The sequence below is a fragment of the Franconibacter sp. IITDAS19 genome, from assembly GCF_023079515.1.
GTDB lineage: Bacteria > Pseudomonadota > Gammaproteobacteria > Enterobacterales > Enterobacteriaceae > Franconibacter > Franconibacter pulveris.
On the sequence record NZ_JALJCP010000004.1, the window covers coordinates 25,547 to 37,761 of the forward strand.

The following is a 12,215-nucleotide window of genomic DNA, read 5'->3' on the forward strand; positions in this document are numbered from 1 at the left end:
TCCCGCCATTATAGGGAGCCGCTGTGTCATTGCCAGTGTGAATTAATCCGCCAGTACCACGTGGTGCGTAAACTCTTTTTCGCAATATTTGCACTTCAGCAGGATCTCATCGTTACGCTGCTTCACGGCGAAGCCGGAGTCCACCGGCTCGCTGCGGCTGATGCAGTTGCTGTTCGGACAGACCAGCACTTTCTCGATGCGCGAAGGCAGGCTCGGGCGGCTTTTGCCTACCACTTCATACTCGTCGATGCGGTTAACCGTCGCCTGCGGCGCGTAAAGCGCCAGCTGGTTAACCTGCTCATCGGTCAGGAACGTATTTTCAATTTTAATCAAGTCCTTGCGGCCCAGTTCGCCGGAGGGCAGGTTCAGGCCGATGGTGATGCGCTGGTCGGTTTCGGTGAGCTTGAACAGCGTCAGCAGCTTAAAGCCTACGTGCGCCGGGATATGGTCAATCACCGTGCCGCGCTTGATAGCTTCTACCTGTAATTTATTGTCGTGTGTCATTTAAGCATCCTCCTTACAGAGCCAAATCGCGATTCAGAACCAGCGCCAGCAGCGCCTGGCGAGCGAAAATACCGTTGCCGGCCTGCTGGAAGTACCAGGCGTGCGGCGTTTTATCGACATCGGTTGTTATCTCATCCACGCGCGGCAGCGGGTGCAGCACCTTCATGTTGGCGCGCGCCCCTTCGAGGTCCGCCGCGCGCAGGATGAACTGCGCTTTGACGTTGGCGTATTCAGACGGGTCGAGACGCTCTTTCTGCACGCGGGTCATGTAGAGAATGTCCACTTCCGCCACCACCTCGTCGATAGCCTCGTGGCGGCTCCAGACAATCCCTTTTTCATCCAGCATATCGAGGATGTATTGCGGCATCGCCAGCGCGTCGGGGGCGATAAAGTAGAAGCGGTTGCCGTTGAACTTCGCCAGCGCCTGAGCGAGCGAGTGCACGGTGCGGCCATATTTCAGGTCGCCCACCATCGCGATGTTCAGGTTCTCCAGACGTCCCTGGGTCTCCTGAATGGTGAAGAGATCGAGCAGCGTCTGCGTAGGGTGCTGGTTAGCGCCGTCGCCCGCATTCAACACCGGCACGCCGCCGGAGAATTCGGTGGCGAGACGCGCCGCGCCCTCCTGCGGGTGGCGCATTACAATGGCGTCCACATAGGTGCTGATAACCGAAATCGTGTCCGCCAGGGTTTCGCCTTTCTTGCCAAGCGAGGTGTTGCTGCTGTCGGAGAAGCCGACCACTGAAGCGCCGAGGCGATGCATGGACGTTTCAAAAGAGAGACGAGTGCGGGTAGAGGCTTCAAAGAAGCAGCTGGCGATAACTTTATGCCTGAGCAACTCCGGCTGCGGGTTCGCCTTGAGTTTCGCCGCCGTCTCCAGCACCAGCTCAAGCTCCTCGCGGCTGAGATCGTTAATGGAAATGATATGTTTCTTATAGAGCGAATTAGCCATTTCTGTCTCCTCTTCAGGCCGGCGGGTAAACGCTGGACGAAAAAAAAGCCCCTCAATGAGGGGCTTTCAGTAGAAATTGAATAGCGGAAAGAAAAACGGCGTGGCCGCCGCCAGCGTTGTGGCGACGCGGTAAGCGAGTTTGTCGAACAGACCTGACCATGCTTCCTCCCGGCAAATTGCCCGGCATTATACGCGCGCGCGTTAGCTTCGCAAGGGGCCGGATGCACATTTTGAGGACAGGAATCGATTACGTAGAATAATTAAGCGATAAAAATGCATATTTATTTTAGATATTCACAAGGAAATGGGGCAGGGCGCGGCTACGCAAAGAAGAATGTTGTCCTGACGCAGGTTTCTCGCAGAAAGCGGTAGCCCTGCAGGCGAATTCCTCGTATAAAACATAAAAATGAAACAGTGTTTTATATAAAGGAGATTCAGATGATTATCGGCAACATTCACCATTTGCAGTGCTGGCTGCCTGCGGAGCTGCGCGACGCGATTGAGTATGTGAAGCGGCACGTCACGGCGCAAACCCCGCTCGGTAAGCATGACATCGACGGCGACCGTCTTTTTTATCTCGTTTCCAACGACACCACGCAGCCGATTGCCGAGCGCCGCGCGGAATATCACGCTCGCTATCTGGATATTCAGATTGTGATGCAGGGCGTGGAGGGGATGACCTTCAGTTGCCTGCCTGCGGGCGCGCCGGAGACCGACTGGCTGGCGGAGAAAGATATCGCTTTCCTGCCGGAAGGGGCGCAGGAAAAAACCGTGGTGCTGGAAGAGGGCGACTTCGTGGTCTTCTATCCGGGGGAAGTGCATAAGCCGCTGTGCGCTGTAGGGCAGGCCGCGCCAGTACGTAAAGTGGTGGTGAAGCTGCTGGTGGCGTAGTTTTCTTGCACAGGCGCTTCACTTTCCTGCATATGCGCAGCCAGTGAAATATTCCGTTCACTGTTACGTTACGCAGCTATGGAATCTCTCATTCTGTGAACGTGCAAGGGGGGCGCCGCCGCCCCCTTTGTAATCCTGGCTCCCGGCGGAGAATCGCCCGCTGAAGCGGGAACAGGCTCTCTACTTCAGCGCTGGCTTTTATAGGGAAAAAGCCTGCCTCCTTTCCCCTCTCTCCTTTGGAAAAAGAACCGGGATGAGCGGCAATCGCAAATCATTGCGCCAGCGTCGCCACCATCACCGCTTTAATCGTATGCATGCGATTCTCGGCCTGGTCGAAGACAATGCTGTTGGGCGATTCAAACACTTCGTCCGTCACTTCCATGCCGCCGTGCAGGCCGTACTGCTCCGCCATCTGTTTGCCAAGGGTGGTCTGATCGTCATGGAACGCGGGCAGGCAGTGCAGGAACTTCACCTGCGGGTTGCCGGTCAGCGCCACCATGTCGCGGTTCACCTGATAAGGCCGCAGCAGCGCAATGCGCTCCGCCCACTTCTCTTTGGCTTCGCCCATCGAGACCCAGACGTCGGTATAGAGAAAATCAGCGCCTTTCACCCCTTCAGCCACATTTTCCGTGAGGGTGATTTTGCCGCCGGTCTGCGCCGCCAGCGCCTGGCACTCCGCCACCAGGCTCGCTTCCGGCCAGCAGGCTTTCGGCGCCACGAGACGCAAATCCAGCCCCGTCAGCGCCGCCGCTTCCAGCATGGAGTTGCCCATGTTGTTGCGCGCGTCGCCCGCATAGACCAGCGTCATCTCATTAAAGGCTTTGCCCGGCAGATGCTCCTGCATGGTAAGCAGGTCCGCCAGCAACTGGGTGGGATGGAACTCATTGGTCAGGCCGTTCCACACCGGCACGCCGGCGTGCTGCGCCAGCGTTTCCACCACCTCCTGGCCGTAGCCGCGATACTGAATGCCGTCATACATGCGGCCCAGTACCCGGGCGGTATCTTTAATTGATTCTTTATGCCCAATCTGGCTGCCGCTCGGACCAAGATAAGTCACGCGGGCGCCCTGGTCGTAAGCGGCAACTTCGAAAGAGCATCGTGTACGGGTAGAGTCTTTTTCGAAGATGAGCGCAATGTTTTTACCGGTCAGCTTTTGTTGCTCATTGCCTTGTTTCTTATCGCTTTTGAGCTTTGCGGCGAGCGCGAGCAAGTCAGCTATCTGGGCGGGGGTAAAATCGAGCAGCTTCAGAAAATGTTTTTTATAAAAGGTCGACATCTTTTCCTCACATGGCTAACGCCACTTATTGAATTAAAATTCAATCTATATGTATGAATATTCATTTGCAACCCCGCGTAATAAAACTTTGCGGTGAAAGGTGGAGGCATTGGCGTCGGTATGTGAAAATAAAGGATATTCGCCGACACACTGAGGAACGAGCCATGGCAAACCCGGAATTACTGGAAGAGCAGCGTGAAGAGACGCGCCTGATCATTGAAGAGCTGCTGGAAGACGGCAGCGATCCAGACGCGCTTTATACTATCGAACATCACTTTTCCGCCGATGATTTCGAGACGCTGGAAAAGGTCGCCGTGGAGGCGTTTAAGCTGGGTTATGAAGTGACCGATCCGGAAGAGCTGGAAGTAGAAGAGGGCGAAACCGTGATCTGCTGCGACGTGCTGAGCGAATGCGCGCTCAATGCCGAGCTTATCGACGCTCAGGTTGAACAGTTGCTTAACCTCGCAGAAAAATATGAGGTCGACTACGACGGCTGGGGCACCTACTACGAAGATCCGAACGGCGAAGGCGAAGAGGACGACGAAGACTACGTGGACGAAGACGACGACGGCATTCGCCACTAAGTCGTTCAGGGCGGCAGCGTCGCGCTGCCGCATCGCAAGGACCCTGCATGAATTACGAAGAACTGCTCGCTCCCGTCCGGGAGTTTTTGCATTGCGCCACGCCTGCGGCCTGGATTGAAAAGGCGCGCGCGCCGGAAAACCTGCCCCTTCTGCTCACCGACCACATGATTTGCGAACTGAAAGCGGCGCAAACCGCCATGCTGCTCATTCGTAAATATGTGGCAGATAAAAGCGGTTCCGACGAGCTGCTGGGCTGGCTCCAGCCCTATGAGGCCTTTGCCTTTCGCGAAGGGCCGGAGCCCGACTTTATCGCCCTGCATAAGCGCATTGGCAAAAGCGTAATGCCGGAAACGGACGACCCGTGGAGCCAGGCGCTTATCGACAGCATGGTGCTGCTTATCAAAGAAGAATTGCACCATTTCTGGCAGGTGCGGGAGGCGATGGCGGCACGTAACATCCCTTATGTGAAGATCACCGCCAGCCGCTACGCTAAAGGTATGCTGCGCGAAGTGCGCACTCACGAACCCCTGACGCTGGTGGATAAGCTTATCTGCGGCGCGTACATTGAAGCGCGCTCCTGCGAGCGTTTCGCCGCTCTGGCGCCTTATCTGGACGACGAGTTGCAGAAGTTCTACCTGTCGCTGCTGCGCTCGGAAGCGCGTCACTATCAGGACTACCTGGCGCTGGCCCGACAGATAGCGCCGCAAGAGGTAGACGCCCGGGTGCGCTTTTTCGGCGAAGTGGAAGCCGCGCTTATCACTTCGCCCGACAGCGAGTTTCGTTTCCACAGCGGCCTGCCGGTATAACGGCACGCGCTATGCTTAACGCATCAAATATGATTCAGGAGCCATGATGGCCTTTATTCCCCTTATTTCCGTGCTGGGCGCGATAATTATCGTCGCCGCTTACCTGCTGACGCGTAAGCGCTCGAAAGCGCTGCGCATCGGCGCGCTGGTGGCGGCGTTCGCCATTGTGGTCGCGCTCAGCGCCTGGCTGCGTTACGCGCAGCAGCCCGCCGCGCCGCAAACCGTGAGCGACAGCGCTTTCGACGCCACCATGAGCCGCATTCCGCTCTACCGCGCCATTCTCGACCACGATCCCGCCACCGCCCAGCAACTGCGGGATCAGGTAGTGGCGATGGAGCGCCAGGGGCGCAGCGAGCAGGAGAAAATCGACGCCATTCAACAGCAAATTCTGCTTATCTCCATGCAGCGCCTGCAGCAAACGCCCGATGCCGAAGCGGTGGCTTATATGCGCTCGAATATGGAAATGACCGCCGCGCTGCAAAAAAAGGGCGATGATGTCTGTTTCCGCTATCTCTTCCCGGCAGTAAAAGGGGGCGTGAACCCGGTACGCTACCTGACGCAGGATCAAATCAACAGCCGCATGGCGGCGGACGCCGATATGTATAACGCCTCTTTCGGCGCGAACAAGCACAGCGTGACGGAAGCGGAGCGCGAGAAGGCGCATCACGATTTACAGCCCATCCTGCTGCGCATGAACGAGCGCTACGGCGCGGATCTCGACCTGATGGCGCACCCGGAAAAGGCGCAGGGGAAAGAAGGGCAGCTATGCAATATGGTGCAGGGGCTCTGGCAAGAGGTCTTTAGTCTGCCGATGGCGAGCGCGGCGGGCATCATTCGCTATTCGGTCAGCAGCCGATAAAAAACGCCGCACGCGGCGGTGCGGCGTGCGGCGCAGGGATTAACGCAGGTTGTTCGGGAAGTCGGCGGGCAGCTCGCTCGCCGCGCAGTTGATAACGCTGTCATCATCCGGTCCGCAGTCGCGTACAAAGGTGATGGTGGCGAATTCATCAATCACTTCGGTCGGGTAAGCCGGGCCCGCTTCGCGGTAAGATTCCATCTCGGCGATATGCTCGTTCTGGAAGCACACCGTTTTTTCCGGGTTGTTCATTACCCAACGCGGGAAGAAAATCGTGCCGTGGAACAGGCGGTCGCCCAGGTTCACAATCAGGCTGACGTCGGTGCCGGTCGGCTCGGTCCAGGAAATTTTATAGATGCTTTCGCCCACGCGTACGATGTAAGCGCGCTGGTCTTTTACCCAACGGTTTCCTACCAGCCCGCTGTGAATGCGGTAGTCCAGCGTGGTTTCGTTTTTCACATAAATTTCATAGTTCCAGCCATTGTCGTAGGTGTACACGAGGTGTTTACCGACGAAACCGCTCAAATCATGTTTATCGAACTGGCTCATAACTGACCTCCTTTGTTTTGATGAGATTATTTTATTGCTTCATTTTTTGAATGAATAACGCTAATTTTGGATTAAATACATTCAAAAAATAGAACATTTATGCACAAGACCACCCTCGAACAGTGGAGTCTCCTTGAAAGCGTAGTGGAGCTTGGCAGCTTCGCTCGTACGGCGGAGGCGATGTACCGCAGCCAGTCCTCAGTCAGCTATAACCTGGCGCAGTTGCAGGCGCGCCTCGGCGTTACGCTGTTAACGATTGAGGGGCGAAAGGCGGCGCTGACGCCCGCAGGCCGGCTGCTGCTGGACCAGGCCAAACCGCTGCTGGCGGCCTTTCACGCGCTTGAGACGCGGGCCGCTGGGTTGCATAACGGCGTGCGCGGCAGCCTCGACCTGGTAGTGGATACGGTGTTTCCGCGCGAGCGGCTGTTCGCCATACTGCGCAAGTTTCAGCAGCGTTACCCGGCAACGCAGGTTCGCCTCACCGAAGTGCTGGAGAGCGACCCGCAGGCGGTCACCGCAAGCCAGGAGGCGGACGTGCTGGTGCTGACGCGGCGTGAAGAGCGCGTGGGGCGCGGCGAATGGCTGATGAACGTTGATTTTGTCGCGGTAGCTCACCGCGACCATCCGCTGCATCAGCTCGCCTCTGCGAAGGTGGACGACGCGCTGTCGCGTTATCCGCAAATTCGTATCGCCGGGCGCGAAAGCGAGCAGGCGGCGCGCGAGTCGCGTACCCCGGAGCAGTGGACCTTTTCCACCGCCGATGCGGCGATAGAGGCGGTAATGTATCAGGTAGGTTACGGCTGGTTGCCCGAGGCGCGTATTGCAGCGCAACTGGCGGCAGGAACTTTAAAAAGGCTGCCGCTGGTCCATGGCGCCAGGCGCGCCACGCCGCTGCATCTTATCGTCAAAGAAGCGATGTCGCCGCCTGATGAGCAGGTGGCGACATTGCTGGCGCTGTTCAAAACGAACAGGGAAGGGTGAGGTCAGAGGTTTTTCAGCATCCGCACTTCGCAGTCCACGTGGCCGGTGCAGCCGAGCGGCCCGTCGATATGCTCAAAGCCAAGGCGCTCATACAGCGCGATGGCCTGGGTCAGCGAGGCGGTCGTTTCCAGATAACAGCGGCGAAAGCCCTGCTCGCGGGCGAAATCCAGCGCCTGCAAGGCCAGCTTTTTGGCCAGCCCCTGGCCGCGGGCCTGTGCCAAAAAATACATCTTTTGTAATTCGCAGATATCCGGTTCGCTGCACTGCAACGGCGCCACGCCGCCGCCGCCCACCACTTCACCTTCGTGTTCGATCACCCAGTAGGCGTGGCCAGGCTTGCTGTACACCTCATAGAGCGTATCCAGATTCGGGTCGGCGACCGTATAGCCTTTATCGGCGGTCAGGCCGAATTCGGCGGAAACATGGCGAATGACGCGGGCAATAGCGGGGTTATCCCGGACGGTCAGCGGGCGGATGGTTAACTGAAGGGGCGTTGCAACACTCATAGACGTCTTATTTACTTTTGAACACATAGGCGCAGTAAATAGCACTACGTTTATCAGGGCGCAAGCGAGGATCTTTCAGACAGGATGCTGAGGACGTAAAAAAGGCCGGTCGTCAGCGCTACAGGCAAACCGCCAGACGCCCATAAAAGCGCCATACCCACCAGAAGAACAGCGCTATCGTAACGACGATGAGAAAAACATGGCGATGTTTTCGACTGAGGCAAGCAATGAGCAAGGGCATCAGCAGCAAAAAACCCAGCGATGCGGTAAAAGCGCGTGGATCGTCAACTTGCAACATTCGCACCGCGTCACAAACATTTTTTACTTCATCTCCATCAATATATTCTTCTTCTTTGAGGTAAGATAAGAAGGCGATAAGCGTAAAAGCGAACAGGCTATAAACAAGCGTTAGCGTTATTTTTTTGAAATTCATATCGCAAGCCTTAATATTTCTTCAATTGATTTTCTTTTCTCAAGGATTCGTCTGCCATAAGAACTATATTCTCTTTCCGGACGTCCTTTTTCGGCATGGATTGAATCAAGGAAGTCTTGTTTGTTGCGCTGAACGCCTCTGTTATAACGCGATCCCGCGACGATGATTTGCTCAATTGTCTGGTAAGGCCCAAAAACGTAAAAAGTCGAGCAAAGTCCAGTGGGGAAAATTTGCTCCAGTTACTCTACAATATCTATTCACGACAGTCTTACATTCAAATTTAGCGATACGCTGAGCGTAAGCGTATCGTTTGATAAATAAACGCACAAAAAAAGCGATGTTGATATTTTGAGATAATATCTATGATTATTACCAGGGCGGGTAATGATATTAAGCGTTTACGTTAACGAGTGGATTGACTGATAACTGCGGTGACATTTAGCTAACAAGACAGACTTTATTTGAAAAAATAGAAGCGTATCTATGGCAATAAAAAAGGCCGGTCGCCCGGCCTTTATGGTTTTGTTTACAGCGCGCTAATAACGCCCTGCTGCTCTACCAGCTTCGCTTTCGCCTCGTGGTAGCCCTGCAGTTTTTCACGCTCTTTGGCGATAACCGCTTCCGGCGCACGGGCGACAAAGCCCTCGTTGCCGAGCTTGGTTTCGATGCGGTTGATTTCACCTTCGATCTTCGCCACTTCTTTTGCCAGACGATCCAGCTCCGCCGCTTTGTCGATAAGCCCCGCCATCGGGATCAGCAGCTCCGCGCCGTCGATGATTTTGGTCACGGAGACCGGGCCTTTCTCATCGGCAGGCAGAACAGTGATGCTCTCCAGACGCGCCAGCGTTTTCAGGAAGCTCAGGTTGTCGTTTACGCGACGAGCGGCGTCAGCGCTGCAACCGCGCAGCAGCAGCTCCAGCGGTTTACCCGGCGCGATGTTCATCTCGGCGCGGATATTACGCACGGCGACGATCGCCTGCTTCAGCCACTCGGTGTCGGCGGCGGCGGCGTCATCTTCAAGCGCCGGGTCATAAGCCGGGAACGGCTGCAGCATGATGGTGTCGGCGGTAATGCCTTTTATCGCTTTCACGCGCTGCCAGATGGTTTCCGTGATGAACGGAATGATCGGGTGCGCGAGACGCAGCAGGCCTTCCAGCACGTTCACCAGCGTATTGCGGGTGCCGCGCAGCTCGGCTTCGGAACCGCCGTTCATCACCGGCTTGGTCAGCTCCAGATACCAGTCGCAGAACTGGTTCCAGGTGAACTCGTACAGGATGTTGGCGGCGATGTCGAAGCGGAAGTTATCCAGCGCGTCGCGGTACGCTTTCACGGTGCGGTTGAATTCCGCAAGGATCCAACGGTCCGCCAGCGAGAAGGTCATCTCGCCGCCGTTAAAGCCGCAATCCTGCTCTTCGGTGTTCATCAGTACGAAGCGGCTGGCGTTCCACAGCTTGTTGCAGAAGTTGCGGTAGCCTTCAAGGCGCTTCATGTCCCAGTTGATGTCGCGGCCGGTAGAGGCGAGCGCGGCGAGGGTGAAGCGCAGGGCGTCGGTGCCGTGCGGCTCGATGCCGTTCGGGAACTGCTTCTCGGTGCGCTTGCGGATCTTCTCGGCCAGCTGCGGCTGCATCATGTTGCCGGTGCGTTTTTCCAGCAACGCTTCCAGGGAAATGCCGTCGACCATATCCAGCGGGTCGATAACGTTGCCCTTGGACTTGGACATCTTCTGCCCTTCGTCGTCGCGGATAAGCCCGGTCATGTAGACGGTGTGGAACGGCACCTGCGGCTTGCCGTTTTCATCTTTGATGAAATGCATGGTCATCATGATCATGCGGGCAATCCAGAAGAAGATGATGTCGAAGCCGGAGACCATCACGCTGGTCGGGTGGAACTGGCGCAGCGCGTCGGTGTTCTCCGGCCAGCCGAGGGTGGAGAAAGTCCAGAGCGCGGAGGAGAACCAGGTGTCGAGCACATCGTCGTCCTGGCGAAGCGCAACGTCGGCGCCCAGGTTGTTCTCCTGGCGCACTTCCTCTTCGCTGCGGCCAACGTAGACGTTGCCGGCATTGTCATACCAGGCCGGAATGCGGTGGCCCCACCACAGCTGACGGGAGATACACCAGTCCTGAATATCGCGCATCCAGGAGAAGTACATGTTCTCGTACTGCTTCGGCACAAACTGAATGTCGCCGTTTTCTACCGCTTCAACGGCCGGCTTCGCCAGCACGTCGGCGCGCACGTACCACTGGTCGGTCAGCATCGGTTCGATAACCACGCCGCCGCGGTCGCCGTAAGGGACGGTCAGGTCGTGCGGTTTGATCTCTTCCAGCAGGCCGAGTTCGTCAACCGCGGCGACGATAGCTTTACGCGCGGCAAAACGTTCCATCTTCTGGAACTGCGCCGGAATATCGCTGGAATAAACGTCTGATTCGTTGCCTTTGGTGTCGTAGACTTCCGCGCTTTCGCGGATATCGCCGTCGAAGGTCAGGATGTTGATCATCGGCAGGCTATGACGGCGGCCCACTTCGTAGTCGTTGAAGTCGTGCGCTGGCGTTATCTTGACGCAGCCGGTGCCTTTTTCCATGTCGGCGTGCTCATCGCCCACGATCGGAATACGGCGGTTTACCAGCGGCAGCACCACGAATTTGCCGATTAAGTCTTTATAACGAGGATCTTCCGGGTTAACGGCCACGCCGGTATCGCCCAACAGGGTTTCCGGACGCGTGGTGGCGACCACCAGGTAATCTTTACCGTCAGCGGTTTTCGCGCCGTCCGCCAGCGGGTAGCGGATGTGCCACATGGAGCCTTTGGACTCGCGGTTTTCCACTTCCAGGTCGGAGATAGCGGTGCGCAGTTTCGGGTCCCAGTTGACGAGACGCTTGCCACGGTAAATCAGGTCTTCTTTATAAAGACGCACGAACACTTCTTTTACGGCGTTGGAAAGACCTTCGTCCATGGTGAAGCGCTCGCGCTCCCAGTCCACGGAGTTGCCCAGACGACGCATCTGGCGGGTGATGGTGCCGCCGGATTCCGCTTTCCACTGCCAGATTTTTTCGATGAAAGCGTCGCGGCCGTAATCATGGCGGGTTTTCCCCTCTTCGGCGGCGATTTTACGCTCTACTACCATCTGGGTGGCGATGCCCGCGTGGTCGGTGCCGACCTGCCACAGGGTGTTTTTCCCCTGCATGCGCTGGTAGCGGATCATGGTGTCCATGATCGTCTGCTGGAAGGCGTGACCCATATGCAAACTGCCGGTGACGTTCGGCGGCGGGATCATAATGCAGAAGCTTTCCTGGCTTTCGTCGCCATTGGGTTTGAAGTAGCCCTGCTCTTCCCAATGCTCGTAAAGCGGCTGTTCGATATCTTGGGGATTATATGTCTTTTCCATTTCTGCTATATCGTTCCGGGCGCCGTAAAGGTGGCCGTGGTCAAGTGGAAACCAGCCACGCGATAGGCTTTATAGCGTTCGCGCGCCAGTTGTTTCTGGGATTCTTCGTAAGGCACGAAGTCTATCACTTCAGTGAAAGCGGTGGCAAAATCTGCGAACGCCGGACGCAGGCTGATTAAGATGTCGCGCGGCGCGCTGCTGCGTTTTTGCGGCCAGGCTATCTCTACCGGCGCGCCGCCGCGCGGCCCTTCGCCCGCCAGGTTATGCGGCACGAAGCTGTCCGGGTTGCGCTGCCACAGCGCTTCGTCAAGCCGGACGGCCTGCGCTTCGTCATCGCAGGCGATCAAAACGCGTTTGCCGGAGCGCCAGCGCTCGGCGGCCACGTCGCAGGCCAGCGCTTCCACCGCGCTCAGTCCGTCGACGTGCGTGTCGTTGTCCAGCAGGTAGAACGTTGCGTTTTTCATGATATGTGGGCTCTTGTGGTGGATTTAAATGCCC

The 12,215-nt window shown here is 56.8% G+C and carries 13 protein-coding genes and 1 pseudogene; 5 read left to right on the forward strand and 9 right to left on the reverse strand.

Going from position 1 to position 12,215, the window contains the following annotated elements; genetic code table 11:
* Positions 1-42: 42 nt before the first annotated feature.
* Both pyrI and pyrB read right to left on the reverse strand, forming a co-directional pair.
* Entirely contained in the window at positions 43-504 is a 462-nt protein-coding gene (gene pyrI / locus MT962_RS12855) for an aspartate carbamoyltransferase regulatory subunit (protein WP_024556573.1), read from the reverse strand.
* Between the two features lie 13 nt (positions 505-517).
* Positions 518-1,453 carry an aspartate carbamoyltransferase gene (pyrB, locus tag MT962_RS12860; RefSeq protein WP_024556572.1) on the reverse strand — a complete coding sequence of 312 codons (936 nt, stop codon included), beginning with the start codon at positions 1,451-1,453 and terminating at the stop codon, positions 518-520.
* 438 nt (positions 1,454-1,891) lie between these two features.
* Here pyrB and MT962_RS12865 point away from each other — a divergent pair, with 438 nt between their 5' ends.
* Positions 1,892-2,344: a YhcH/YjgK/YiaL family protein gene (locus MT962_RS12865; protein ID WP_029591364.1), complete on the forward strand. Its 453-nt coding sequence runs from the start codon at positions 1,892-1,894 to the stop codon at positions 2,342-2,344.
* A gap of 271 nt (positions 2,345-2,615) precedes the next feature.
* On the opposite strand, the gene argF is transcribed toward MT962_RS12865, so the two are convergent.
* Positions 2,616-3,620, reverse strand: a complete 1,005-nt coding sequence (gene argF, locus MT962_RS12870; protein WP_024556570.1) for an ornithine carbamoyltransferase — start codon at positions 3,618-3,620, stop codon at positions 2,616-2,618.
* A gap of 164 nt (positions 3,621-3,784) precedes the next feature.
* Here argF and rraB point away from each other — a divergent pair, with 164 nt between their 5' ends.
* The 3 genes from rraB to MT962_RS12890 are packed head-to-tail and all read left to right on the forward strand — an operon-like array spanning position 3,785 to position 5,869.
* Positions 3,785-4,204, forward strand: coding sequence for a ribonuclease E inhibitor RraB (gene rraB / locus MT962_RS12880; protein ID WP_024551479.1), 420 nt, complete (start codon positions 3,785-3,787; stop codon positions 4,202-4,204).
* A gap of 47 nt (positions 4,205-4,251) precedes the next feature.
* Entirely contained in the window at positions 4,252-5,010 is a 759-nt protein-coding gene (gene miaE / locus MT962_RS12885) for a tRNA isopentenyl-2-thiomethyl-A-37 hydroxylase MiaE (protein ID WP_024556569.1), read from the forward strand.
* A gap of 43 nt (positions 5,011-5,053) precedes the next feature.
* Positions 5,054-5,869 (forward strand): topoisomerase II, encoded by an 816-nt coding sequence (locus MT962_RS12890; protein WP_247365795.1) that lies wholly within the window; start codon positions 5,054-5,056, stop codon positions 5,867-5,869.
* Between the two features lie 39 nt (positions 5,870-5,908).
* Here MT962_RS12890 and MT962_RS12895 read toward each other — a convergent pair whose 3' ends face one another.
* Positions 5,909-6,415: a phenolic acid decarboxylase gene (locus tag MT962_RS12895; RefSeq protein ID WP_024560508.1), complete on the reverse strand. Its 507-nt coding sequence runs from the start codon at positions 6,413-6,415 to the stop codon at positions 5,909-5,911.
* Positions 6,416-6,514: 99 nt separating this feature from the next.
* On the opposite strand from MT962_RS12895, the gene MT962_RS12900 reads away from it, so the two are divergent.
* On the forward strand, positions 6,515-7,396 hold the full coding sequence (locus MT962_RS12900) for a LysR family transcriptional regulator (RefSeq protein ID WP_247365796.1): 882 nt from the start codon (positions 6,515-6,517) through the stop codon (positions 7,394-7,396).
* Positions 7,397-7,398: 2 nt separating this feature from the next.
* On the opposite strand, the gene MT962_RS12905 is transcribed toward MT962_RS12900, so the two are convergent.
* The 5 genes and pseudogenes from MT962_RS12905 to holC form a co-directional block, all read right to left on the reverse strand.
* Positions 7,399-7,902, reverse strand: a complete 504-nt coding sequence (locus tag MT962_RS12905) for a GNAT family N-acetyltransferase (RefSeq protein WP_024556566.1) — start codon at positions 7,900-7,902, stop codon at positions 7,399-7,401.
* Positions 7,903-8,020: 118 nt separating this feature from the next.
* Positions 8,021-8,335: a DUF2645 family protein gene (locus MT962_RS12910; protein ID WP_024556565.1), complete on the reverse strand. Its 315-nt coding sequence runs from the start codon at positions 8,333-8,335 to the stop codon at positions 8,021-8,023.
* Positions 8,332-8,514, reverse strand: a pseudogene (locus tag MT962_RS12915) (hypothetical protein); the annotation flags it as partial. The pseudogene MT962_RS12915 and the gene MT962_RS12910, both read right to left, overlap by 4 nt.
* A gap of 347 nt (positions 8,515-8,861) precedes the next feature.
* Complete coding sequence (locus tag MT962_RS12920) at positions 8,862-11,717, reverse strand: valine--tRNA ligase (protein ID WP_024556564.1); 2,856 nt, start codon at positions 11,715-11,717, stop codon at positions 8,862-8,864.
* Positions 11,718-11,722: 5 nt separating this feature from the next.
* Entirely contained in the window at positions 11,723-12,181 is a 459-nt protein-coding gene (gene holC, locus MT962_RS12925) for a DNA polymerase III subunit chi (protein ID WP_024556563.1), read from the reverse strand.
* Positions 12,182-12,215 lie beyond the last annotated feature (34 nt).